General features: G+C 62.6%; 25 protein-coding genes. 15 read left to right on the top strand and 10 right to left on the bottom strand.

What is annotated here, in order from left to right; genetic code table 11:
• Positions 1-29 precede the first annotated feature (29 nt).
• On the bottom strand, positions 30-1,553 hold the full coding sequence (locus HLH36_RS18005; RefSeq protein ID WP_182987665.1) for a succinate CoA transferase: 1,524 nt from the start codon (positions 1,551-1,553) through the stop codon (positions 30-32).
• A 163-nt stretch (positions 1,554-1,716) separates the two neighbouring features.
• Here HLH36_RS18005 and HLH36_RS18000 point away from each other — a divergent pair, with 163 nt between their 5' ends.
• The 5 genes from HLH36_RS18000 (at position 1,717) to gltA (ending at position 5,395) form a co-directional block, all read left to right on the top strand.
• Positions 1,717-2,028, top strand: a complete 312-nt coding sequence (locus HLH36_RS18000) for a UbiA prenyltransferase family protein (RefSeq protein ID WP_182987664.1) — start codon at positions 1,717-1,719, stop codon at positions 2,026-2,028.
• A gap of 128 nt (positions 2,029-2,156) precedes the next feature.
• A complete protein-coding gene (locus tag HLH36_RS17995) occupies positions 2,157-2,963 on the top strand; it encodes a metallophosphoesterase (RefSeq protein ID WP_182987663.1) in 807 nt (268 codons plus the stop codon).
• Positions 2,964-3,060: 97 nt separating this feature from the next.
• Complete coding sequence (locus HLH36_RS17990; protein ID WP_182968487.1) at positions 3,061-3,351, top strand: chorismate mutase; 291 nt, start codon at positions 3,061-3,063, stop codon at positions 3,349-3,351.
• Between the two features lie 56 nt (positions 3,352-3,407).
• A complete protein-coding gene (locus tag HLH36_RS17985; RefSeq protein ID WP_246377026.1) occupies positions 3,408-3,908 on the top strand; it encodes a SixA phosphatase family protein in 501 nt (166 codons plus the stop codon).
• A gap of 188 nt (positions 3,909-4,096) precedes the next feature.
• Entirely contained in the window at positions 4,097-5,395 is a 1,299-nt protein-coding gene (gene gltA, locus HLH36_RS17980; RefSeq protein WP_182987661.1) for a citrate synthase, read from the top strand.
• A 160-nt stretch (positions 5,396-5,555) separates the two neighbouring features.
• On the opposite strand, the gene HLH36_RS17975 is transcribed toward gltA, so the two are convergent.
• On the bottom strand, positions 5,556-5,795 hold the full coding sequence (locus HLH36_RS17975) for a hypothetical protein (protein WP_182987660.1): 240 nt from the start codon (positions 5,793-5,795) through the stop codon (positions 5,556-5,558).
• A gap of 233 nt (positions 5,796-6,028) precedes the next feature.
• Here HLH36_RS17975 and HLH36_RS17970 point away from each other — a divergent pair, with 233 nt between their 5' ends.
• Both HLH36_RS17970 and HLH36_RS17965 read left to right on the top strand, forming a co-directional pair.
• Positions 6,029-6,787: an orotate phosphoribosyltransferase gene (locus HLH36_RS17970; RefSeq protein WP_182987659.1), complete on the top strand. Its 759-nt coding sequence runs from the start codon at positions 6,029-6,031 to the stop codon at positions 6,785-6,787.
• A 13-nt stretch (positions 6,788-6,800) separates the two neighbouring features.
• On the top strand, positions 6,801-7,616 hold the full coding sequence (locus HLH36_RS17965; protein WP_182987689.1) for a glutamate racemase: 816 nt from the start codon (positions 6,801-6,803) through the stop codon (positions 7,614-7,616).
• A gap of 141 nt (positions 7,617-7,757) precedes the next feature.
• Here HLH36_RS17965 and HLH36_RS17960 read toward each other — a convergent pair whose 3' ends face one another.
• Positions 7,758-8,834 (bottom strand): polyprenyl synthetase family protein, encoded by a 1,077-nt coding sequence (locus HLH36_RS17960; RefSeq protein WP_246377025.1) that lies wholly within the window; start codon positions 8,832-8,834, stop codon positions 7,758-7,760.
• Between the two features lie 58 nt (positions 8,835-8,892).
• Between HLH36_RS17960 and HLH36_RS17955 the strand changes: the two genes are divergently transcribed.
• Positions 8,893-9,720: a tRNA1(Val) (adenine(37)-N6)-methyltransferase gene (locus HLH36_RS17955; protein WP_246377024.1), complete on the top strand. Its 828-nt coding sequence runs from the start codon at positions 8,893-8,895 to the stop codon at positions 9,718-9,720.
• Between the two features lie 129 nt (positions 9,721-9,849).
• The gene (locus HLH36_RS17950) at positions 9,850-10,113 is read left to right on the top strand and encodes a VOC family protein (RefSeq protein ID WP_182987658.1); all 264 of its coding nucleotides are present in this window, start codon (positions 9,850-9,852) and stop codon (positions 10,111-10,113) included.
• 40 nt (positions 10,114-10,153) lie between these two features.
• Here HLH36_RS17950 and HLH36_RS17945 read toward each other — a convergent pair whose 3' ends face one another.
• From HLH36_RS17945 to uvrC, 7 genes are all read right to left on the bottom strand, one after another.
• Positions 10,154-11,182 carry a ribonucleotide-diphosphate reductase subunit beta gene (locus HLH36_RS17945; RefSeq protein ID WP_182987657.1) on the bottom strand — a complete coding sequence of 343 codons (1,029 nt, stop codon included), beginning with the start codon at positions 11,180-11,182 and terminating at the stop codon, positions 10,154-10,156.
• A 70-nt stretch (positions 11,183-11,252) separates the two neighbouring features.
• Positions 11,253-13,187 carry a ribonucleoside-diphosphate reductase subunit alpha gene (locus tag HLH36_RS17940; RefSeq protein WP_182987656.1) on the bottom strand — a complete coding sequence of 645 codons (1,935 nt, stop codon included), beginning with the start codon at positions 13,185-13,187 and terminating at the stop codon, positions 11,253-11,255.
• A gap of 231 nt (positions 13,188-13,418) precedes the next feature.
• Entirely contained in the window at positions 13,419-13,889 is a 471-nt protein-coding gene (locus HLH36_RS17935; RefSeq protein WP_182987655.1) for a molybdenum cofactor biosynthesis protein MoaE, read from the bottom strand.
• Between the two features lie 3 nt (positions 13,890-13,892).
• On the bottom strand, positions 13,893-14,153 hold the full coding sequence (locus HLH36_RS17930) for a MoaD/ThiS family protein (RefSeq protein ID WP_182987654.1): 261 nt from the start codon (positions 14,151-14,153) through the stop codon (positions 13,893-13,895).
• Positions 14,154-14,208: 55 nt separating this feature from the next.
• Positions 14,209-14,742, bottom strand: coding sequence for a hypothetical protein (locus HLH36_RS17925; protein WP_246377023.1), 534 nt, complete (start codon positions 14,740-14,742; stop codon positions 14,209-14,211).
• An 89-nt stretch (positions 14,743-14,831) separates the two neighbouring features.
• A complete protein-coding gene (pgsA, locus tag HLH36_RS17920) occupies positions 14,832-15,428 on the bottom strand; it encodes a CDP-diacylglycerol--glycerol-3-phosphate 3-phosphatidyltransferase (protein ID WP_182987653.1) in 597 nt (198 codons plus the stop codon).
• Positions 15,429-15,531: 103 nt separating this feature from the next.
• Complete coding sequence (gene uvrC / locus HLH36_RS17915; protein WP_182987652.1) at positions 15,532-17,412, bottom strand: excinuclease ABC subunit UvrC; 1,881 nt, start codon at positions 17,410-17,412, stop codon at positions 15,532-15,534.
• A 333-nt stretch (positions 17,413-17,745) separates the two neighbouring features.
• Between uvrC and HLH36_RS17910 the strand changes: the two genes are divergently transcribed.
• The 6 genes from HLH36_RS17910 to HLH36_RS20205 form a co-directional block, all read left to right on the top strand.
• Complete coding sequence (locus tag HLH36_RS17910) at positions 17,746-18,540, top strand: exodeoxyribonuclease III (protein WP_182987685.1); 795 nt, start codon at positions 17,746-17,748, stop codon at positions 18,538-18,540.
• 218 nt (positions 18,541-18,758) lie between these two features.
• Complete coding sequence (locus HLH36_RS17905; protein WP_246377022.1) at positions 18,759-19,997, top strand: polysaccharide biosynthesis/export family protein; 1,239 nt, start codon at positions 18,759-18,761, stop codon at positions 19,995-19,997.
• A gap of 77 nt (positions 19,998-20,074) precedes the next feature.
• Positions 20,075-21,274 carry a capsule biosynthesis protein gene (locus tag HLH36_RS17900; RefSeq protein ID WP_182987651.1) on the top strand — a complete coding sequence of 400 codons (1,200 nt, stop codon included), beginning with the start codon at positions 20,075-20,077 and terminating at the stop codon, positions 21,272-21,274.
• A complete protein-coding gene (locus HLH36_RS17895) occupies positions 21,271-22,077 on the top strand; it encodes an ABC transporter permease (protein WP_182987650.1) in 807 nt (268 codons plus the stop codon). The genes HLH36_RS17900 and HLH36_RS17895 overlap by 4 nt, the downstream gene beginning before the upstream one ends.
• Positions 22,078-22,089: 12 nt before the next feature.
• Positions 22,090-22,737, top strand: coding sequence for an ABC transporter ATP-binding protein (locus tag HLH36_RS17890; protein ID WP_182987649.1), 648 nt, complete (start codon positions 22,090-22,092; stop codon positions 22,735-22,737).
• 78 nt (positions 22,738-22,815) lie between these two features.
• Positions 22,816-23,026 (top strand): helix-turn-helix domain-containing protein (locus HLH36_RS20205; protein ID WP_182987648.1); only part of this gene is annotated, 211 nt, incomplete at its 3' end.

Below are 23,026 nucleotides of genomic sequence, written 5' to 3'. Positions count from 1 at the left end.
GGTAACCCGGCCAGGCATCCCGGTTTTCGTCACTTCGGCATCATGTTGCCGGTTTCGATGTAACGCTGGTGCCAGGACAGGGCCTCGGGCAGCAGATGCGGCGTATGCTTGCCGTAGGACTCCTTCTTCGCCCGGGCCAGGTAATCTTCCAGTCCGGCACGATAATCCGGATGGCTGCAATTGCGGATGATCGCTTCCGCGCGCTTGACCGGCGACAGGCCGCGCAGATCGGCGATGCCCTGCTCCGTCACGAAGATCTGCGTGTCCTGCATGATGTGATCGACATGCGCCGCCATCGGCACGATGGCGGAAATCTTTCCGCCCTTCGCGGTGGAAGGCGATAGGAAGATCGACAGATAGGCATTGCGGGCAAAATCGCCCGATCCGCCGATGCCGTTCATCATGCGCGAGCCCATGACGCGGGTCGAATTGACGTTGCCGTAAATGTCGGCCTCGATCATCCCGTTCATGGCGATGATGCCCAGGCGGCGGATGACATCCGGATTGTTGCTGAGGTCCTGCTGGCGCAGGATGAGCTTGTCGCGGAAGAACGACATGCGGTTGTTGATGTCTTCCGCCGCCTCGGGGCTGAGCGAGAAGGCGGTGGCCGAGGCGACCTTCATGCGCCCGTTTTCCAGCATGGCCAGCATGCCGTCCTGGATGACTTCGCTGAAGCCGGTCAGGTTCTCGAACGGCCCTTCATTCAACCCGCTGAGCACGGCATTCGTCACGTTGCCCACGCCCGATTGCAGCGGCAGCAACGAGGGCGGCAGACGCCCGACCTTGACCTCGTGCGAGAAGAAATCGAGCAGATAACCCGCGATCGACTTGGCCGTCGCGTCCGGATGGGCAAAGGGGGCATTCCGGTCCGCGTCATGGCTCAGAACCACACTCACGACCTTCGCGGGATCGACGGCGAGGCCGGTGCGTCCGATACGGCCGCCAGGGGAGTTCAGCGGGATCGAATCGCGCGGCGGCGCGCCCGTCGCGTTCCCGTACCAGATGTCATGCACGCCTTCGAGTTCGGCGGGCTGCCAGCTATTGACCTCGATGATGACCTTGTCGGCCTGCTCGATCCAGGTCTTGGAATTGCCGACCGACGAGGACGGGACGATCGTCCCGTCCTCGGTGATGGCGGTGGCCTCGATCACGGCCGTATTCATGTGCCCGAAATAGCCCTGGGCGACCTGCGGGGCCAGCGCGCCGAGATGGGTGTCGAAATAGGCCGTCTCGTCGGAATTGATCCGGTTGCGCATCTCGGCGTCGGTATTGAAAGGCCCGCGGAACGACACGCCGTTCACTTTGGCCAGCGCGCCGTCAAGCTGCGGGCCGGTCGACGCGCCGGTCAGCAGGCCGATCCGGAATTCGTCGCCACGGGCATGCGCGGCCCCGATCTGTGCCGCCAGTGCCTCGGGCACGGCCTTCGGATAGCCCGAACCGGTAAATCCGCTCATGCCGACCAGTTCACCGGGGCGGATATGTGTCGCCGCCTCGTCGGCAGTGGTCACTTTGGCCCGGAATGCGGCGTTCCGGATTCGACTTTGATCGGCCATGGAACCTTTCCCCTTGTTTTCTCGTTGTCTCAAATCGCGACAGACCAGCGCGCGCGTTTCGTTATCCGGACAGGACATCGTCTGTATCCCGCACCCGGCCCGCTGTGCCATCTGTTCTCTTTCCTGGCAGACCCGTCACAACAAAAGAGTGTTATCCGCACGCATGCCCGACGTGAGCGATCCGAGAAACGAGCATGACCGCCTGGTGAGGATGGCACTGGGCCGCGTGCCGCAGCGCCTGCGCGGCGCGATCGACTGGCTGCGCGTGCCGTCCCGCCGGCCGGCGCGGATTCTGTCCGGCTTCCTGCTGATCGTGGGGGGATTGCTGTCCTTTTTGCCGATCCTGGGCGTATGGATGCTGCCGCTGGGGTTGATCCTGCTGGCCGAGGACGTGGCACTGATACGCTGCGGCCTGGATCGTCTCATCATCCACGTCGCCCGCCGGCATCCCGGCTGGCTGACACCATCCGAATAAAAAACGACTAGCAGCCATGCGCTGGCCATGCATTTTCGAAGCGCCGAGGGCGGAGACATGGCGAAACCCGGTCCGCCCCCCCATATCCAACGAAAGGCCTGCTGCCCCCTCACCGTGACCGAAGCCCCATGACGCCGAATCACACCCAGTCCGCCGACGACACAGTCTGGAAACCGCCTCACCTTCCCGCGCCGGACGCGCTGCCGGCCGAGGGCGCGGAGCTGTGGCGCGACCTGGCCGCGCTGGAAGCCCTGATCGCCGGACGCCCGATTCGGGTGGTCGGCGACGTGCATGGCGATCTGCGGGCCTTCGAACACGCGGTGGCGACCGAGCGATTCGTCATCCAGCTCGGCGACCTTGTCGATCACGGTCCCGACAGCGTCGGTACTTTCCGGTTGATGCAGCGGCTGCTGGATGACGGTCGCGGGCTGTTCATCCTGGGCAATCACGATCGCAAGCTGGCGCGCGCGCTGGCCGGCTACAAGCTGCGATTCGACGCCGCGCTGAACGAGACCGTCCGTCAGTTCCAGGCGCCCGAGAACGACGATGTCTGTCACCGGGCGGTGCAGGATATCGCGCACGCGCCCCCGTGGATCGTGCTGGGACGGCGGATCTTCGTGCATGGCGGCTTCCATTCGCGGATGCTCGACGAATCTCCGCCGCCGGGCCTGGGGGAGGTCACGCCCCTGCTGTCGCGCGCGCTGTTCGGCGAAACCACGGGCCGCACGCGCAAGGACGGCTATCCGGAACGCAGGCTGAACTGGGTCGATCATATTCCGCCCGGCTATACCGTCTATTGCGGGCATGATCGCCGTTCGACCGACGGCCGGCCCTGGGTGCGGGCCGGCCGCGCCGGGGGGCGATCGGTCTTTACCGACACCGGTGCCGGAAAAGGCGGCCATCTGGCATGGATCGATCTGCCCGCCGAGGACTGAAACACGGTATAATGTCCCGATCGACAGAGAGGAGCATGTTGACGTGAACGATACCGTGGCCATCGACCAGACGATCAAGGCGCCGGGCGCCCAGGAGATGCTGCTGGGGCTCCGCCAGAGCATCGACAATATCGATGCCGCGCTGATCTACATGCTGGCCGAACGTTTCCGCCACACCCAGGCCGTGGGCGAACTGAAGGCGCGGCACAACATGCCCCCCGCCGACCCGACCCGCGAGGCCCAGCAGGTCGCGCGGCTGCGCGAACTGGCCGAAGCGGCGCGGCTGGACCCGGACTTCGCCGAGAAGTTCCTGGCCTTCATCATCAAGGAGGTCATCCGCCACCACGAAGCCATCGCGCGCAAATCCGCCGCGCCCGGCGCCGTCTGATGGCTGCGGCGTCAGATCCCGCGGCCGCGGCCGCCGTCCCACGGACGTTGGTGCTGATGCGCCATGCGGAAGCCTTTCCCGGACCGTATGGCGATCCCAGCCCCTCCAGCGACCTCGGGCGCCCCCTGACCCCCGTCGGGCGCCGCCAGGCGCACGAACGCGGAACACAACTGCGCGAGATCGGCTTCATCCCGGAGCTGGTCCTGATCAGCCCGGCGATGCGTTCGGGCGAAACCTATGCCGCATTCGGGCCGTTTTCCACCACCGCCGTACCGCAGGTGCGCCAGGACGGAAGGCTGTATGAATGCGGCAGCGAGAGCATTCTGGAAGTCCTTCAGGAGACGCCTGAAAACTTCAACAATATCATTGTGATAGGTCACAATCCGGATCTGTACCAACTGGTGATGGACCTGGCCGGGCATGCCATCGACGACCCGGACAAGAGCATCCTGATCCGGGGCTTTCCTGTCGCCTCTCTGGCCTGTTTCACGGTGCATGGCCCCTGGCATGCCCTGGCCCGCAAACAGGCCGTTCTGACCCGTGCGCTATGCAATTGAGGGGGTAAGCGCCCCCTCGCACGCAGAGTTGCCACGCTAGCCGTTTCGTCCTTATCTCGGCGCATGCCTGCATCGGGACATGGCGCCGGACCAATACGTCGCAAACTGTCACGCAGAGGACAGGTGTCCGCAGGTTGGGGATGAGAATGGCCGCTCGCACGGCGGCGAACGACCAAGAGGAGAGTTTGATGACCGAGTCAGGAAAAGTGGCCACCGTCTCGCTAGAAGGTAAAACAGCCAGTCTGCCGGTCCATTCCGGAACGCTGGGCCCCGACGTGCTGGACATCCGCAAGATCACCGCCGGTCTGGGCGTCTTCACGTTCGATCCCGGCTATGGCGAGACGGCGTCCTGCACCAGCAAGATCACCTTCATCGACGGCGACAAGGGCGTCCTGCTGCACCGTGGCTATCCGATCGCGCAACTGGCCGAGCAGGCCACGTTCACCGAGGTCGCCTACCTGCTGCTGAACGGCGAACTGCCGACCGGCACGGAGCATGACGGTTTCGTCGAGACCCTGAAGTCGCACACGCTGCTGCACGAACAGATCCGCAATTTCTTCAACGGGTTCCGTCGTGACGCGCATCCGATGGCGATCCTGTGTGGCACGGTCGGCGCTCTGTCGGCCTTCTATAGCGACGCCAACGACATCTCGAACGCGGCCAGCCGCAACCTTTCGGCGATGCGCCTGATCGCCAAGCTGCCGACGATCGCGGCCTGGGCATATAAATACACGCAGGGCGAGGCCTTCATTTATCCGCGCAACGACCTGACCTACGCGGAAAACTTCCTGTCGATGATGTTCGCGCATCCGTCGGAGCCGTACAAGATCAATCCGATCCTAGCGCGGGCGATGGATCGCATCCTGATCCTGCATGCGGACCACGAGCAGAACGCATCGACCTCGACGGTGCGCATGGCCGGCTCGACGGGCGCCAATCCGTTCGCCTGCGTCGCCGCAGGCATCGCCGCCCTGTGGGGACCCGCCCATGGTGGTGCGAACGAAGCCGTGCTGAAGATGCTGGCCAAGATCGGCAGCAAGGAAAACATCCCCGAGTTCATCGCCCAGGTGAAGGACAAGAACAGCGGCGTGCGGCTGATGGGCTTCGGCCATCGCGTCTACAAGAACTTCGACCCGCGGGCGAAGATCATGCAGGCGACCTGCCACGAGGTTCTGGGCGAGCTGGGGATCAAGGACGATCCGCTGCTGGACCTGGCGGTGGAACTGGAGAAGATCGCGATCCACGACGAATATTTCGTCAAGCGCAGCCTGTATCCGAACGTCGATTTCTATTCGGGCATCATCCTGAAGGCGATGGGCATCCCGACCAGCATGTTCACCGTGCTGTTCGCCCTCGCCCGCACCACCGGCTGGATCAGCCAGTGGAAGGAAATGATCGAGGAGCCCGGCCAGCGCATCAGCCGCCCGCGCCAGCTCTACACCGGCTCGCCGGAGCGCGACTTCGTGCCGCTCGCCAAGCGCGGCTGAGGCTTGAAGCCGATCTGTCCCGGATTGCACTCGGACAGATCGGAAACCTCGGGCAAGCTTGTCAGGACCGGGCAGACACGCCCGTCCGTCTCATGAAAAAGCCCGGCGGCCAATGGGCCGCCGGGCTTTTTCATTGTCCGCTCTCAGCGTGGGAACCGCTTCAGGGACAGTCGCACCCTGCCGTCGGCCCATTGTCCGCGCGCACCACATGATGGTCGATCCATTCGGAAACCAGGCGCCGGGCTTCGTTCAACGACGCTTCGGGATGATGGATGCGATACAGGGTGGTGCAGGCGTGGAACGCCGAAACATCGCCCGTCCCGACTTCCCGCAATTCCCGGTACGCGGTAACCACCGCCCGTTCGCAGTTTCGTGTGATCCGGCCGTTTTCTGGCGCCACGGTTTTAAATCCTTATTGCGAACGATTTGCAATTACAATTATATTAGCGAGTATATCCGCCTCCGGCAAGAGAAACCGCCCTTCGGCCGCACGCGATCCAGCCCCTCGCCTGGTGCGTTACAGGTGGGATTCGAATGGAATGATGGCTACCGCGCGATAGATTTTCCCGATCGATCCCGCTAAGGCTCTTCCACCTCGTTTTCCTACGATATCGGACCGGAAAGACACACCAGATGAACGATTCGACAGGGTACGGCACGGGCGTCCCGTCAGGCTCCTCTGCCTGGGACCGCGACGCCGCGCTGACCACCGCCAAGCTGCTGCTGGAAATCAAGGCGGTCAATTTCCGTCCCGAAGACCCCTATACGCTGACATCGGGCTGGAAATCGCCTGTCTATATCGACTGCCGCCGCATCATCTTCTTCCCGCGTGCCCGGGCCAAGATCGTCGAGTTGGGCGTGGAGAAGATCGGCCGGCATATCGGCTATGAAAGCATCGACGCCGTCGTGGGCGGCGAGACCGCGGGCATCCCCTTCGCCGCCTGGATCGCCGACCGGATGATGGCCCCCATGGCCTATGTTCGCAAGAAGCCCAAGGGTTTCGGCCGCAACGCCCAGATCGAGGGCGATGTGCCCGAAGGCATGCGGACCCTGCTGGTCGAGGACCTGACGACCGATGGCTCGTCCAAGATCCGGTTCGCGCGCGCCCTGCGCGACGCGGGAGCGATTGTCGACCATACGTTCGTCGTCTTCTTCTATGGCGTCTTCCCCGGATCGCTGCGGACACTGGCGGACATGAACATCTCGCTGCACGCGCTGTGCACCTGGTGGGATGTGCTGGAAGCCTGCGCCGGGCAGCCTTATTTCTCGGAGAAGGACGCGTCCGAGGTTCGGCGCTTCCTCGAGGACCCGTGCGGCTGGTCCGGCCGGCATGGCGGCGTCTCCAGCCTGGAAGAGGCCCTGGCCTTCAAGAGCGCACAGGGTCAGGGCTGATCCCATTGCCATGATGCAGCGGATTCTCGCGTTCGATTCGGGGATCGGCGGCTTCGGGATCGTTCGGGCGCTTCGCGCCCGGCTCCCCGGCATGCCGGTCGATTACCTGGCCGACACGGCGATCTATCCGTACGGCGAGCAGGACGATGCCGCCCTGATCGATCGCGTGGTCACCCTGATGGGAGAGGCCATTGCCCGCCTTTCGCCCGATCTGATCGTCATCGCCTGCAATACCGCCAGCACGCTGGCACTGGGCGCGCTGCGCGAACGCTATGACATTCCGTTTGTCGGCTGCGTCCCCCCCATCAAATGGGCCGCCGCGCTGAGCCAGAGCCGCACAATCGGGCTGCTGGCCACACGGGCGACCGTCAGGCGGCCCTATCTGCGCGACCTGCAACAGCGTTATGCCCCCGATTGCACCCTGCTGGCATATGGTGCCCGGGGACTCGCCGATCTGGCGGAACGCGCATTTCGCGGCCATCCGATCCCGGCCGACATCGTCCAGCAGGAACTGGCGGCCCTGTTCGGGCAGCCCGGCGGCGACCGGATCGACGTGGTCGGCATCGGCTGCACCCATTACACGTTCCTGATGGACGCCTTCCGCGCGGCCTCCCCCCCGGGGATGATCTGGCTGGACCCGGCGGATGCGGTGGCGCGCCGGACCGCAACGGTGCTGGGGGCGCTCCCGCGTCGGCCCGAGGGCACGTCTCGCCCCGACCTAGCCTTCTTCACCGCCATGCCGGCGGAACCCGCGCGCATGACGACCGCCATGGCCGCGCTGGGTTATGGGTCGCCAGCCCTGTTCGCCCAGGAACAGGCCGCGATCTGACCGATCGCGCCTGCCTGGACGCCATGATCGCGTGCAATCCGATGAGGCGAGATAGCTGAGCTGCCCGCCCTCTATGGCCGTCCTCCTGAGCCCGGGGAACGCGCGCCGGACCACCGCCAGCGCGCCGTTCCAGTCAGGCCCTTAGCGGGCGCGGCTGACGGTGTAGGACGCCGTATCCTGCAACAGGCGCCGCAGACGGGTATCGGGGAAGATATCCAGCGCCTCACGCGCCGCACGGGCATAGGCGGCAGCACGATCCAGTGTGACGCCGATGGCGTCGGTCTGGGCGATCAGGGCCAGGGCGCGGTCGAGATCCTCGGGCGCCTGTTCGCTCTCCTCGATGACCCGCCGCCAGAACTGGCGATCCTCCTCGCTGCCGGCGGCATAGGCTGCCAGCACCGGGAGCGTGATCTTGCCCTCGCGGAAATCGTCGCCCACTGTCTTGCCCAGCACGGCCTGATCCGCCGCGTAATCCAGCGCGTCATCGACCAACTGGAACGCCATGCCCAGATTGGTGCCGAAGGCTTCCAGCGCCAGTTCCTCGGCTTCCGGCCGTTTGGCCACCACCGCACCCACGCGACACGCGGCGGCGAACAGGGCGGCCGTCTTGCCGTGAATGACCGTCAGATACTGGTCGACCGAGGTGGACAGGTCGTTCTGCGTCGACATCTGCAGAACCTCGCCCTCGGCGATCGTGGCCGATGCCGAGGACAGGATGGCCATCACCTTCAGAGAGCCGTCATCCGTCATCAGTTGGAACGACCGGGCGAACAGGAAATCACCCACCAGCACCGACGCCTTGTTGCCGAACACGGCGTTGGCGCTGGCCAACCCGCGGCGGAGTTGGCTCTCATCCACCACGTCGTCATGCAGCAGCGTCGCGGTGTGGATGAATTCCACACACGCCGCCAGCGCGACATGGCGTTGATGCTCGGGGCCGGCCGGATAGTCGCACAGGCGCGCCGACGCCAGCGTCAGCAGCGGGCGCAGCCGTTTGCCGCCGGCCGCCACCAGATGGGCCGCCAACTGGGGAATCAGGGCAACCGGGCTATCCATCCGCTCGATGATCGCGCGATTGCACGCAGCCATGTCGTCGGCCAGATAGCTCGACAACGCGCGCAGGGCAGCTTCGGCCCCCTCCTGCGCCGAAGCGCCGGGGCCGGAATGCTTCGCGGTTGCCGTTTTCTCGGATTCCGGCAGGGTGACTGTAACGCCCAAAAGGTTAAACTCCCCGGCTCCGTTGGATTGGTCTGTAGAACATATGAGCGGCGTGAGAATGACGGTCAAGCCGAAGGACATCATACATGAACCGACGCTGGATCTAGCATGTCCTGCGGACGACGCACCCATCGAAGCCCTGAGCCATGGAACGCTGCTGGATGGCCGGCTCCGCTACCGGCAGTTTCGCCATGGCTACCGAACCGGACTGGAGCCCGTCCTGATGGCGGCCTCCATCCCTGCCCGCCCCGGTCAGCGCATCCTGGAAGGCGGATGCGGCGCGGGTGCCGGGCTGATGTGCCTGGCGTGGCGCGTAGCCGACATGACCGGCGTGGGCGTGGAGCGCGATACCCGCACCGCCATGCTGGCCCAGGCCAATTTTAACGAGAACGGTTTCGATCGGTTGCGCGCGCTCTGCGCGACATTGCCCGACCTGCCCCTGCCCGAATGCCCTGCGCCGGGTGGCGGGTTCGACCACGCCTTCGCCAACCCACCCTGGCATCGCGCTGACGCCAGCGCGTCACCCGATCCGCGCCGCGACATCGCGCGACGTGTCGGGACGGGCGACATGCTGAATGTCTGGGTCCGCAGCCTGGGGCGACAGGTGCGCCATCACGGCACGCTGACCCTCGCTTTGCCCGCCGCCTCGCTCGACACCGCAATCGCGGCCATGCGCGCACACGGGATCGGGTCGATCCGGCTGATCCCCTTCTGGCCCAAGGCCGGGCGTCCGGCCCGAATCGTGCTGGTCCAGGGACGGGTCGGCGGCCGGGGCGACGCTGCCCTCCTGCCCGGCATGACGCTGCATCGGGCAGACGGCCATTTCACGCCGGAAGCGGAGGCCATCCTGCGCGACGGGGCACCGCTGGATGGCATCCCGTCGTGACTGGCGTCTTCTTTTTCTGAGGGAAAAGAAGCAAAAAGACCTTTATCCGTTCAGGGACATTATTCAGGGGCATTGTAATGTCCCAGCACAAAGCTCCCGGTAGCCCGCCTCACCCTTATGCAGGTCATCATGCTCGATCATGTTTCGATCACAGTGTCGAACCTGGCCATGGCCGAACCGTTTTATGACGCTGTTTTCGCGGTGCTGGGCGTGCCGAAAGTCGGCGCCGATCATGCGAATGGCTGGATCGGCTATGGGGAGCGGTGCGATTCTGGACATCCCGACAGGATTTATCTCTCGATCCGCCTCGGGCCGGCCCTGGATGACGCGCCGCGCCGGCACTGGTGCTTCAAGGCCCCCACCCGCGCCGTGGTCGACGCAGAACAGGACTGACATTCGGACGCGGGGAAGCCCCTCCCCGCGTCCGGTCCTGCTAGCCGTCGGACTGGAAGATGCTCTCCTCGAACGCCTCTTCCCAAGTGCCGGAGGTCGAGGCGCGGCTGTATTCCGTCGCCCGGTTTTCGAAGAAATTCGTATGCTCGACGGCGTTCAGCATGTCATCCAGCCATGGCAGCGGATTGGCGGGAATATTGTACATCCCATCCAGCCCCAGCAGGCTCAGGCGGCGATCGGCAACGAAGCGAATATAGGTCTTGACCAGATCGGCATCCAGGCCCTCGACCGGGCCCATCTCGAAGCACAGATCGATGAACGCATCCTCATGGTCGACAATGTCGCGGCAGACCTGGCGAATGTCCTCGCGCAGCTTCTCGGTCCAGATTTCCGGATTTTCATGGATGAAGGTGCGGAACAGCCGGGCCATGGACAGGCAGTGCAGGGTCTCGTCACGCACCGACCACGAGACGATCTGCCCCATTCCCTTCAGCTTGTTGAAGCGCGGGAAATTCAGCAGGATGGCGAACGACGCGAAGAGCTGAAGCCCCTCGGTAAAGGCGCCGAAAGCCGCGAGCGTCCGGGCGATCTCATATTTGCTGTCGACCGAGAAGCCCTGCATATAGTCATATTTATCCTTCATTTCCTTATATTTAAGGAAAGCGGAATACTCGGATTCGGGCATGCCGATCGTATCGAGCAGATGACTATAAGCCGCGATATGAATCGTCTCGATATTCGAGAAGGCAGACAGCATCATCAGCACCTCAGTCGGTTTGAATACCCGGCTGTAATGCTTCATGTAGCAATTGTTCACCTCCACGTCCGACTGCGTGAAGAAGCGGAAGATCTGGGTGACCAGATGCCGCTCGCTCTCGGTCAGGGTGCGGTGCCAGTCCTTCACGTCGTCGGCCAGCGGCACTTCTTCCGGCAGCCAGTGCACGCGCTGCTGCGTCAGCCACGCGTCATACGCCCACGGGTAGCGGAACGGCTTGTAGACCGGATTGGCCGTCAGCAGATCAAAATGGGTCTCGCCCTCCGGCTGGGGCGCGTTGAGGGGTTCGGTCATGTCGTCTTCTCCGCGACAGCAATGCGGCAACCGGTCGTAGGCGATAGGCGGCTCGCGCCGCCTTATCGGGTTACTGGCAGGCCAGGCACTCGTCGTAATTGGTGGATGACGTCGGCGTGGCCGACGCGGCCGGTGCCGGCTCGGGCACCAGGACGTCGCTCTTGTCCAGGACGTTGCTGACGGTGTCCGCCCGCTGGATCGACAGCGAACGGCAATAGTACAGCGACTTCACGCCCCGCTTCCACGCCAGATAATGGATCTGGTGCAGGTCGCGCTTATGCACGTTCGCCGGCAGGAACAGGTTGATGGACTGCGCCTGGCAGATAAAGCCGGCGCGGTCGGCCGCATGCTCCACCACCCAGCGCTGATCCAGTTCGAAGGCGGTCTTGAAGACGTCCTTCTCCTGCTGGGTCAGGAAATCCAGATGCTGGACACTCCCCTGGCTCAGGGTGATCGACGACCAGACCTCGTCCGTATTCTGCCCCTTGTCGATCAGCAGCTTGGTCAGGTGCCGGTTGCGCACGGTGAACGAGCCGGACAGCGTCTTCTGCAGGAAGACGTTCGCGGCGATCGGCTCGATCCCGGGGCTGGAATTGCCCGCGATGATGGAAATCGATGCCGTCGGCGCGATCGCCAGCTTGTTCGAAAAGCGCTCCATCACGCCATATTCCGCCGCGTCCGGGCACGGGCCGCGCAGTTCCGCCAGCTTGCGCGACGCCGCGTCGGCCTTCTCGCGAATATGCTTGAAAATCCGCTTGTTCCAGACCTTCGCGATCACGCTTTCGAACGGCACGTTGTTGGCCTGCAGGAAGGAATGGAAACCCATCACCCCCAGCCCGACCGACCGCTCGCGCGAGGCCGCGTATTTCGCGCGCGCCATGTCGTCGGGCGCCCGGTCGATGAAATCCTGCAATACATTGTCGAGGAACAGCATCACGTCCTCGATGAATTGCGGGTCGTCCTTCCACTCGTCCCAGGTTTCCAGGTTCAGGGAGGACAGGCAGCACACGGCCGTCCGTTCCTGGCCGTGATGGTCGATGCCGGTCGGCAGCGTGATCTCGGCGCACAGGTTCGAGGTCTTGACCTCCAGCCCCGCCAGCTTGTGATGCTCGGGCCGCGCATTGTTCACATGGTCGGAATAGATGATGTAGGGCTCGCCCTGCTCCATCCGCGCCGTCAGGATACGAATCCACAGCGACCGCGCGGACACATGGCGAATATGCGCGCCATCCTTGGGCGACAGCAGCGCCCATTCCGCGTCCTCGGCCACGGCGCGCATGAAGGCGTCCGAGACCAGCACCCCGTGATGCAGGTTCAGCGCCTTGCGATTCGGGTCGCCACCGGTCGGCCGGCGGATTTCGATGAATTCCTCGATCTCGGGATGCCAGACCGGCAGGTAGACGGCGGCGGAACCCCGGCGGAGCGACCCCTGGCTGATCGCCAGCGTCAGGCTGTCCATCACGCGGATGAAGGGGATCACCCCTGAGGTCTTGCCGTTGCGGCCGACATTCTCGCCGATCGAGCGCAGATTGCCCCAGTAGGAGCCGATGCCGCCGCCCTTGCTGGCCAGCCAGACATTCTCGTTCCACAGATCGACGATGCCGCGCAGGCTGTCATTCGCCTCGTTCAGGAAGCAGGAGATCGGCAGGCCGCGCGTCGTCCCGCCATTGGACAGCACCGGGGTGGCCGGCATGAACCAATGGCGCGAGATATAGTCGTACAGCCGCTGCGCATGCCCCGGATCGGCGCCGTAATAGGATGCCACCCGCCCGAACAGGTCCTGGTAGCTCTCGCCGTCCAGCAGGTAGCGATTATCCAGCGTCGCCTTGCCGAACGGCGTCAGCAGCGCATCGCGCGATCGATTGACCCGCACCGGGTGATGACCGGGCAACTGGACGACATCATCGAACATGTCGGGCGTCTGGCCGGTTTCGTGGTCCTGAAACAGGCCACGTTCCTCGGCCGGACGATCAGACACAGTTCCGGATACGTCATCCAGGCTCATCCATCATCTCCGTGAAAATCGCCGGGACACGGCGTCTATGCCTAGTGTCCAGGGCAGCATTATGACGCTACATATCGCGTCAGGGCAACCAAGAACGCACTAGATATATGAAGATGATGGGACGGCAAGGGCCCGTTTCGGGTCGAGGCGAGGACTTTCCGCGTCAAGCAAAAAGTTTTTTTTCTTCGCCTTCCGGTATCGGCACCCCACGGTAGCTGGCGGTCGACACCATCACGCTTCCGCCGGCCCGCCCGCGTCCCATCGGGCGGCGGCGGCCTCGTCGCTTTCCCGCGCCGCGACCCATCTCGCCTCCCCGTTCGGATATTCCTCGCGTTTCCAAAAGGGAGCCTGCGTCTTCAGCCAGTCGATCACGAATCCCGTCGCGTCCAGCGCGGCCCCGCGATGCGCTGCCGCGCACAATACCAGCACGATCGGCGCCCCGACGGGCAGCCGCCCGACGCGATGGATAACCGTGCAGGCCAGCAGGCCGAATCGGGTGCCGGCCTGCGCCACGATTCGCCCGATCATCGATTCGGTCATGCCCGGATAATGTTCCAGAGCCAGCGCCGCCAGCCCCATATCGCCCCGCACCACCCCCATGAAGAGGCCGATTCCGCCAACATCGAGTCCCGCTCCGGCCAGCCGCGCGATCTCGGCATCCACCGAGAACGCCTCTTCCTGGATCCGGATGTCGACCTGCATCGGCTATCCCCCCGTCACGGGCGGGAAGAAGGCCAGTTCATCCCCTGCGCGCACGGGCGAATCGAGAGCTGCGAATTCCTGATTGACGGCACAGCGGACCGGCCCGGCCCCTTCGCCGAATATCTCTTCATAGGCCGCTCCGCGCCGGCGCAGCCCGTCCATGATGGCACGGACCGAAGATACCTCGTCGCCGGACAACAAAAGACTCTCCCCCGACCGGCCCAGCCGATCCCGAAGCCAGGCGAAATACAGGATCTCCACCATGCGCGCTGCCCCTCCTGTCATCGCCCCTGCCTTGCGGTCCAGTCGCCCCCATCTCCTATCGGGAAACGCCCGGCGTGTCCCGCACCGTCTTCACGGTCCCATCCGGAGTGATGACGGTACTGGTGCCGTCGCCATTGGGAATGACGATGGTCGAGGCCGTCTGGCCAGGCCGGGCCGGCGCGGCATCCTCGTGCCCCGCCGAAGGGCTTGCCCCCCGCCCCGAGAAATCCTGCACGCCACCGTGGATCTCAGCCTGCTCGCCCGCACTCAGCGTACCGCCTTCAGGCAGGTTCGGGCCGGTCGCCGCATCGGCGGGCAGCCCGTCATCCGCTCCATGATGTTCGCGCGTCGCATCGCCCAGGGTTGGCAACGGCGCGGGCGGGCCGGGCCACATATTGCCGCCCTGGGGCAGGATCGGCCGCTCCGCCACCTCTTCTCCCCGGGCGCGGCGCAGATTCTCCGCATCCCCCGCCGGCAGGTTGGGATTGGCCCCCGGAAACGTTGCGTCATCGGCCATCAGCTTGCCGAAACCGGCACAGCCCGTCTGCAATACCAGCAGTGAAAGCACCGCCGCCCTGCGCATCATCATTCCCCTCCGCCGCGCCCTGTTCCGCCAGCGACTGGAAGTCTGCCCATTCGTCTCCACAACCACAAGTGGCATGAAATATGATGATACAATCAAGACGCGATTTTCGACGCACCATCATGCCGGCTGATATGCCGCATGGCGGTCACCAGATATCCCCACCCGGTCACGACCGTCAGCACCGCCGCAATCCACAGCAGGATCGACCCGATCAGGCCGACCGGCAGCCATGGCATATGCAGCAGCCGCCCTGTCCCGTCTCCCGCCAGCAGGAAGCCGATCGCCGTCATCTGGATGCCGGTTTTCCACTTCGCCAGCCGCGTCACCGGCAGGCTGACTCGTGTCGAGGCCAGGAATTCGCGCATCCCGCTGATCAGGATTTCCCGTGCCAGGATAATGATGGCGGGATACAGCCCGCCGAACGGCAGATGGCCGGTGCCAGCCAGCATCATCAGCGACGCACCGACCAGCAGCTTGTCGGCGATAGGGTCGAGCATCCGCCCGAGCTCCGAATATTGCTTGCGCGCGCGCGCAAGCCGTCCGTCCAGATAGTCGGTGATCGCAGCCGCGATAAACAGCAGGCACGCCGCGAAATCGGTCATCGCGCTGCCCATCGCCACAAGGGCGACCAGGACGGGAATCGCCCCAATCCGCGACAGGGTCAGGATATTGGGCAGGTCGGTCAACATCGGGAGGTAGCGTACAGCAAGACACGGCGAACAGGAACGGTACTTCACGCCGGTCTGATGAAGAAATCGCTCACATCTCGCCGTCCATCACCCCGGGGCTATGCTATGCGCCGCTCCAACCAGGATGGAAATGCCCGTAGACGACGCGCGCGGTCTCGCGGTTGATCCCCGGCGTCGCCTCCAACTCGGCCAATCCCGCCTGGCGCACGCCCCGCGCCGAGCCGAACTGGTTGAGCAGCGCACGCTTGCGCGCCGCGCCGACGCCGGGGATTTCGTCCAGTTCCGACTTCACCAGCGCCTTCGATCGCCCTGCGCGATGGGTGGAAATGGCGAAACGGTGCGATTCGTCACGCAGCCGCTGCAGATAGTACAGCACCGGGTCGCGCGGCGGCAGCTGGAAGGCCGGGCGGTCCGCCACATGAAACCATTCCCGCCCCGCATCCCGGTCGGGCCCCTTGGCGATCGCTACCAGCGTTACATCCGACACGCCAAGCTCGTCCAGGATCGCCCGCACCGCCGAATACTGGCCTGCCCCGCCATCGATCAGGACGATATCCGGCCAGTCGGCCGAGCCACCCTCCGCCTCGCGCTCACGCAGGGCCCGGCTGAAGCGCCGTTCCAGCACCTCGCGCATCATCGCAAAATCGTCCCCCGGCGTGATCGGCCCGCGAATCGCGAATTTGCGATAGCTCCGCCGGTCGAACCCTTCCGGCCCCGCCACCACCATCACGCCATAGGCGTTGGCACCCATGATATGGCTGTTATCGTAGATCTCGATCCGTCGCGGCGCGGCATCCAGCCCGAAGAGTTCGGCCACCCCGTCCAGCAGCTTCGCCTGGGCCGTGCTTTCGGCCATCTTGCGTTCCATCGCCTCGCGGGCGTTCGTCTCTGCGTGCTCCACGACCGCGCGCTTCTCGCCTCGCTGCGGCACCAGGATCTCGACCTTCCGGCCGCGCTTGATGCCCAGCGCGTCGGCCATCAGGTCATGTTCCGCGATCTCACAATTCAGCAGGATCTGCGCCGGCGGCGGCTTGTCATCATAGAATTGCGACAGGAACGCGCCCAGCACCTCGCCCGGCGCCTCGTCGCGCGCATGGAGGGGATAGAAGGCGCGATTGCCGTTGTTGCGGCCGCCACGGATGAAGAAGACCTGGATGCAGGACTGACCCGCCACCTGGGCGATGGCCACGATGTCCGCATCCTCCAGCGACGCAGGGTTGATCACCGACGAATCCTGCATCGCCGCAAAGCCCCGGATACGGTCGCGGATGGTCGCAGCCCGCTCGAACGCCAGGCTGGCCGCCGCCTCCTCCATCTCGCGCACCAGTTCATCGCGCAGGCCGTTGCGCTGGCCGGACAGAAAGGCCCGCGCCTGCTCCACCAGATGGGCATAGTCCGCCTGGTCGATGCGTCCGACGCACGGCGCCGAACAGCGCTTGATCTGAAAGAGCAGGCATGGCCGGGTCCGCGCGTTGAACACCGCATCCGAGCACGACCGCAGCAGAAACACCCGCTGAAGCAGGTTGAGCGTCTGATTGACCGCCCAGGCCGAGGCGAACGGCCCCCAGTAGGACGCCCCCTTGACCAGCTTGCCGCGATGCTTCGCGATCTGCGGGAATGCGTCTCCGTCGCTCATCATGATCCACGGATAGCTCTTGTCGTCGCGCAGCAGGATATTGAAGCGCGGCTTCATGCGCTTGATATAGTTGGCTTCCAGCAGCAGCGCCTCGGCCTCGGTATGCGTGGTGACGATCTCCATCGCCACCGTCTCGGACACCATGCGCCGCAGCCGCTCGGGCAATTTGCCCAGTTGGGTGTAGGACGTCACCCGCCGCTTCAGAATCCGCGCCTTGCCGACGTACAGCACCTCCCCCTTCTCGCCGATCATGCGATAGACGCCGGACGAGAGCGGCATGGTCTGAAGGGCCTGCTGAATCGCCTCGACACCCCGGAGGCGCGGGGTGGCGGTCACGTCGCCGTCCATCAGGCCGCCCCCTCATTCATCCACCGATCATGTGGATAAGTCTGTGGAGCAGGCACGGGCAGAATCGTGGGGCGGGCAGTTTTCCTGACCCCGGCTTGGATTGCATAAAAAAACAGCACAGAAAAATAACCCACTGATAATGATAAAAATTATCCCAACACGACCTTGATGTTCGATGAACTCCAGGCAATCCGCCGAAAAAACCGAGGATCGCTTCCGCCCACCACACGGCGCCTGCAACATCTACCCGATCACCCGCGATTCGATCCCGTTTTGTTCGTGATGGCGGGAATCGCTCTTGCCAGCCGGCGCATGATGGGCAATGCCACTGATATGCGCATCGTGACGTGGAATATCAATTCGCTCCGCCTTCGGCTGCCCCTGCTTGCCCGATTGGGCGAGGATCTTCGACCGGACATCATCTGCCTGCAGGAAACCAAGGTCCCGGACGACCTGTTCCCTGCCGATGCGATCCGCGAACTGGGGTACACCCACACGCTCTATCGCGGCATGAAAGCCTATAACGGCGTCGCGATCTTGTCGCGCGTGGCGCTGACCTCGCTCGATGACACGCCGGACTGGTGCGGGCGCGGCGATTGCCGCCACATCGCGGCGTCGTTCTACCTCGACGGCGAAGCGGTCGAACTGCATAATTTCTACATCCCCGCCGGCGGCGACATTCCCGACCCCGAGGCCAATCCCAAATTCGCGCACAAACTGGCATTCGTGGACGAAGCCACCGCCTGGTTCGCCGGCCGCACCAACCGCCGCACCATCCTGGTCGGCGACCTGAACATCGCGCCGCTGGAACAGGATGTCTGGAGCCACAAACAATTGCTGACCGTCGTCAGCCACACACCACCCGAAACCACACGGCTACTGGCCTGGCAGGAAAACGGCTTCGTCGACGCCATGCGGCATTTCGTGCCGGCGGATGAAAAGCTGTACACATGGTGGTCCTACCGCAACCGCGACTGGAAGGCCTCCAACCGTGGACGCCGCCTGGACCATGTCTGGATCACAGCCGATCTGACGGATCATCTGGCCGGCATGACAGTACTGCGTGACGCACGCGACTGGCCCACCACGTCCGATCACGTCCCGGTCGCTGTGGATTTCCGGGATTGAGAGCGCGGGATCGGGGCCCTGCCCTAGCCCCCGACTGGCCTGCGGCAGCAGCGATGGGTGGCCGGGCGTTTTCTTGTCAATCTGTCCAACCTTTGACATAGAGCGTTGGCAATCTGACCAGAGACGGATTTTTCTTGGTGGTATGTCGCGTGGTTCATATGATTCCCCAACACTCTCGCTTACGCACTGGCACCGCCAAATACCGTATGGCAGCGCAGATGTCCGGCGTGCTGGTGAGCGGCCTGCTCTTCTTGTCAGGCTGTAGTTCCCTGCCCAGCAGCGGCCCCACGGAATCACAGTTTATTAGCGCACAAAAAGACCCGAAGAAAAACACGCTGGGGTTCGGCCTCGTACAGATCAGCTCCGACCTCCTGACAATTCTTGCCGGTGATTCGCCAACCCCGCTCTCCACTCTCGACAAGGTGACCGACCGGCCGACGACCAACGACATGATCGGTCCAGGCGATACGATCCAGGTTTCGATTTACGAGATCGGCAACGGCGTGTTCGGCGGCGGAGGCGGCAACGCCAGCGGCACGTCGATGGCCGCCGCCATGGCGGGCGGCTCTGCAACCACCCAGAGCACGGGCAGCATTCTGTCGTCCGGCGGCGCCGGGCAGGACCCTCAGGGCGCCAAGGCCATGCTCAGCAATCTGCCGCCGCTGAACGTCAGTGCTGACGGGACGGTCGTCGTCCCCTACGCAGGCACGCTTCATGTAGCCGGGCGAACGGTGGATCAGGCCGCCGCGATGGTACGCCAGGCCCTGGCACGGAAATCGCAGGCGCCGCAGGTCATCGTGCGTGTCGTCCAGAGCGTAACCAACTCCGCGATCGTCTATGGTAACGTCACACGTCCTGGGCGCGTACTCCTCACCCCCACGCGCGAGCGCCTTATGGATGTCATCGCCCTGGCACAGGGTAGCCCCCATCCGCCGGAGGATTCAGTCATTCAACTGACGCGCGGCAACCATGTGGCGCGCGTGGCGATGAGCGTTCCGGAAAACGACCCGTCGCAGAATATTGCCGTTCATCCCGGCGACCGGATCGAAGTCATTTACAAACCCAGAACCTTCACCGTCTTCGGTGCCACTGGCAAGGTGTCGGAGGTTCCGTTTACGGTACCGGAACTCTCCTTGTCCGAAGCCATCGCCAGGACGGGAGGCCCGCTGGACCAACAATCCGATCCCAATGGCATTTTTCTTTTGCGCTACGAAGATAACAACGTTGTTCGGCGGCTGGGCCTACCCGTGGCCGAAGGCAAGCCGGTCACGCCGATCGTGTATCAGATCGACATGATGAATCCCGGCAACTATTTCCTGGGGCAGCATTTCGCCATGAGAGACAAGGACATGCTGTACTACTCCAACGCCAAGGCGAATAATTTCTACAAGCTATTCGCCCTTATCAGCACAATCGTCCAACCGGGCATTACGGCGGGCTATATGGTGGCACGTTAACGCATAAGCCAAGATGCCCGCAACCAAACGGGATACGTGCAGTTTTTCGATTGAGGTTGGAGCAGGAAAGTCTTTCGATGTCAGATGAGTTTCAGGAACACCCTTCATTAGTGTTGGCACGCAGACCCCAGTCGGCCAACGCAACCACGCCGTTTGCGGTCAGCGTGGCTTTTGTAAGAAACAAGATCGGATTAGGGCTTTTCTTCACAGTTATCGTGCCCAATATTTTACTGCTTGTCTATCTGACCCTTATCGCCACCCCGCAATATATTTCCGAAGCCCATTTCATGGTGCGCGGCGAGCATAGTGCGGGCAGTATGCCCTTGACGATGATGATGCAGGGCGGTGCAGGCGGCGCAGGCGAATCCGTCGCTAGCGACGATACCTTCGCTGTGCAAGATTACTTGGTCTCGCGCGATGCGATGCTGCTCCTGCTCCACAATGACAATCTTGCCCAAGTCTTCTCGAGGCCGGGCGCAGATTTCCTGTCCCGTTTCCCCAACTGGTATTCACGAAAGAATTTGGAAAGTTTCTATAAATATTACAAGAATCACGTTAAGGCGCAGATCGACTCAGACACATCTTTGTCTGTTCTCACGGTCCGGACCTTCGACGCGGGCGATTCACAACGAATCGCAAAGTCACTCATCGTCGCCGCAGAACAACTTATAAACGACATCAACCGTCGACAGCGTGCAAACTTGGTTGACGCAGCTCAGAAGGAAGTGAACGAAACTCTGAGCCAGATCCGCGACCTGCAAACTCGCCTCGCCTCGTTTCGCAATACAAGTGCGATGATCGACCCGGAAAGACAGAGTTTACCGCTTGTTTCCACGCAATACGCGCTGCAATCGCTGCTCACCGCCACGCAGATGCGCTTGGACCAGACTCTCGAGACTTCGCCGGACAGTCCGTCTATCGCGGTGTATCAGAAGCAGATCGAGAATCTGCGTAAGGAGTTGGTCGCCGCCTCCGCTCGCCTGACCGGTGATACACGTTCGCTGGTACCGCAACTGACCGAGTTCGATAGTCTGACCATCCAGCGACAGATTCTCCAGCAAGTTTTAGCCTCCGAAGTTGCAGCGCTACAGAGCGCCAAAGCCCGGGCGGATCATCAGATGGTATTCCTTGAGGAGGTGACGCAACCCAACAGGCCCGATTATCCCGCCTATCCGGTTACGATCAAGATGATGGCGATTTCTATCCTCTGTTTCTATGGTGTTTATGTCATGGGGCGGCTTCTCATCGCAGGAGCAAGGGAGCACCGAATCACATGACGCGACAAATAAAGCGACATGATACGCTCTTTTCCAATTTTTTTCTTCAGTACAAGGTCATCCACGCACTTATCCTTCGGGAACTTCACACCCGCTATGGGCGCGACAATTTAGGTTTTCTTTGGGTAATCGGTGAGCCTATCCTTTTCTGCGCAGGTGTCGCGATCGTATGGACAGCCATCCGACCTGCTCGGGAACATGGCCTGGCCATGACGGCGATGGTCGTAACGGGATATGTTCCCCTGACCATGTGGCGCCATTGTATGGCACGGGCCATCAAGGCGTATGAAGCCAACGGCAGCCTACTCTTTCACCGGCAAGTAACACCTTTTGACATCATCACCGCTCGTTCATTCCTTGAAATCATAGGAACAGTCATGGCGGGCCTACTTGTGATGTTCGGCGCTATTATTCTCGGTTACATGCAGCCGCCACAGGACTGGAGTCTTATTGTATTGGCATTGATCTATCAGTGTTTTTTCTCCTTTGCTACCGCTTTGCTAGCAGCCTCCCTCAGCGAGATGTCCGATCTTGTCGAAAAATTTGTATCCGTCATTTCCTATCTGTCGCTCCCGTTTTCGGGCGCATTCATCATGGTGACTTGGCTTCCTCTCCGATATCAATGGATACTGATGCTTTCCCCTATGGCCAACAACATGGAGATGATGCGGGGGGGGCAATTCGGTCTAGAGGCCAGCGTTCGTTACGATCTTTTCTATGATACGTGGATGACCGGTCTATTACTGCTCGTCGGTATTATTCTAACAGCCGACGTTAGAAAACATCTAGAAATCACGGGATAGAATTAAAAAGGCATGATAAAGTGTGCTGATATCGTCAAGGAGTTCCATACACCCTCGGGCGTACGGCGTGTCCTGAACGGTGTAAACTGTGAAGTTCAGCGCGGCGAGAAATGGGGTGTACTCGGGCATAATGGCGCGGGCAAATCGACGCTGCTTCGCATCATTGGTGGTGTCGACCTACCCACATCGGGGCAGGTCGAACGGGACATGTCCATCTCCTGGCCCATTGGATTTTCTGGGGCGTTCCAGGGCAGTCTTAGCGGATTGGATAACTTGCGCTTCATCGCGCGCATCTACAGTCGCAATTATGAGGAGATGCGCCGCTTCGTAGACGATTTCGCGGAACTGGGTCACCAACTCCGAGAGCCGGTCAAGAACTACTCGTCAGGCATGCGCGCTCGTCTTGCATTCGCCCTGTCCATCGCGATCGAGTTCGAATGCTATCTCATTGACGAAGTCGTTATGGTCGGGGACGCTCGTTTTGCGCAACGGTGCCGGCATGAACTTTTTGAAAAGCGCTCGGATCGCTCGCTCGTGATTGTTTCCCATAGCATGGATTTTATAAAGGAAACCTGCGACCACAGCATGGTTTTGCGGGATGGCAAGATGACCATCTGCGCGAGTGTGCAGGAAGGCATTGATATGTATAATAACTTCTAGTGTCCTGGCCGAGAAATAACTAGTCACTTGGATGTGACTGTGATTCACTGGGTTCCTCATGGCGCAGGAGGCGGGGACGTGGCGACACCAAGGGCGGTTGCAATCGATGTGTCGGAAGCTGAGGCGGCCGAGCTTGCGTCGCGGCTGCGGCGACGCAAGGTGTCCCGCGCTGATGCCATGCGGGCCGAGATCGTGTTGTTGGCGGCCCAAGGCATCAGCAACCTGGCGATCGCAAAGCGGCTCGGCGTCACCCGCGTGACGGTCACGACCTGGCGGCGACGCTTCGCCG

The organism is Gluconacetobacter aggeris, assembly GCF_014174395.1.
Taxonomy (GTDB): domain Bacteria; phylum Pseudomonadota; class Alphaproteobacteria; order Acetobacterales; family Acetobacteraceae; genus Gluconacetobacter; species Gluconacetobacter aggeris.
The sequence above is the reverse complement of the archived record's forward strand: the minus strand, read 5'-3'. Positions and strand labels throughout refer to the sequence as shown.

Excerpts from the sequence above, each read along its gene's own strand:
- HLH36_RS17990 (WP_182968487.1), top strand. The coding sequence starts at position 3,061 with ATGCTGCTGGGGCTCCGCCAGAGCATCGACAATATCGATGCCGCGCTG.
- HLH36_RS17955 (WP_246377024.1), top strand. The coding sequence starts at position 8,893 with ATGACGGTCAAGCCGAAGGACATCATACATGAACCGACGCTGGATCTA.
- HLH36_RS17935 (WP_182987655.1), bottom strand. The coding sequence starts at position 13,889 with ATGCAGGTCGACATCCGGATCCAGGAAGAGGCGTTCTCGGTGGATGCC.
- HLH36_RS17910 (WP_182987685.1), top strand. The coding sequence starts at position 17,746 with ATGCGCATCGTGACGTGGAATATCAATTCGCTCCGCCTTCGGCTGCCC.
- HLH36_RS17945 (WP_182987657.1), bottom strand. The coding sequence starts at position 11,182 with ATGACCGAACCCCTCAACGCGCCCCAGCCGGAGGGCGAGACCCATTTT.
- HLH36_RS17905 (WP_246377022.1), top strand. The coding sequence starts at position 18,759 with ATGTCCGGCGTGCTGGTGAGCGGCCTGCTCTTCTTGTCAGGCTGTAGT.
- HLH36_RS17950 (WP_182987658.1), top strand. The coding sequence starts at position 9,850 with ATGCTCGATCATGTTTCGATCACAGTGTCGAACCTGGCCATGGCCGAA.
- HLH36_RS18000 (WP_182987664.1), top strand. The coding sequence starts at position 1,717 with ATGCCCGACGTGAGCGATCCGAGAAACGAGCATGACCGCCTGGTGAGG.
- gltA (WP_182987661.1), top strand. The coding sequence starts at position 4,097 with ATGACCGAGTCAGGAAAAGTGGCCACCGTCTCGCTAGAAGGTAAAACA.
- HLH36_RS17900 (WP_182987651.1), top strand. The coding sequence starts at position 20,075 with ATGTCAGATGAGTTTCAGGAACACCCTTCATTAGTGTTGGCACGCAGA.
- pgsA (WP_182987653.1), bottom strand. The coding sequence starts at position 15,428 with ATGTTGACCGACCTGCCCAATATCCTGACCCTGTCGCGGATTGGGGCG.
- HLH36_RS17930 (WP_182987654.1), bottom strand. The coding sequence starts at position 14,153 with ATGGTGGAGATCCTGTATTTCGCCTGGCTTCGGGATCGGCTGGGCCGG.
- HLH36_RS17995 (WP_182987663.1), top strand. The coding sequence starts at position 2,157 with ATGACGCCGAATCACACCCAGTCCGCCGACGACACAGTCTGGAAACCG.
- HLH36_RS17985 (WP_246377026.1), top strand. The coding sequence starts at position 3,408 with ATGCGCCATGCGGAAGCCTTTCCCGGACCGTATGGCGATCCCAGCCCC.
- HLH36_RS17970 (WP_182987659.1), top strand. The coding sequence starts at position 6,029 with ATGAACGATTCGACAGGGTACGGCACGGGCGTCCCGTCAGGCTCCTCT.
- HLH36_RS17890 (WP_182987649.1), top strand. The coding sequence starts at position 22,090 with ATGATAAAGTGTGCTGATATCGTCAAGGAGTTCCATACACCCTCGGGC.
- uvrC (WP_182987652.1), bottom strand. The coding sequence starts at position 17,412 with ATGGACGGCGACGTGACCGCCACCCCGCGCCTCCGGGGTGTCGAGGCG.
- HLH36_RS18005 (WP_182987665.1), bottom strand. The coding sequence starts at position 1,553 with ATGGCCGATCAAAGTCGAATCCGGAACGCCGCATTCCGGGCCAAAGTG.
- HLH36_RS17940 (WP_182987656.1), bottom strand. The coding sequence starts at position 13,187 with ATGAGCCTGGATGACGTATCCGGAACTGTGTCTGATCGTCCGGCCGAG.
- HLH36_RS17895 (WP_182987650.1), top strand. The coding sequence starts at position 21,271 with ATGACGCGACAAATAAAGCGACATGATACGCTCTTTTCCAATTTTTTT.
- HLH36_RS17925 (WP_246377023.1), bottom strand. The coding sequence starts at position 14,742 with ATGATGATGCGCAGGGCGGCGGTGCTTTCACTGCTGGTATTGCAGACG.
- HLH36_RS17965 (WP_182987689.1), top strand. The coding sequence starts at position 6,801 with ATGCAGCGGATTCTCGCGTTCGATTCGGGGATCGGCGGCTTCGGGATC.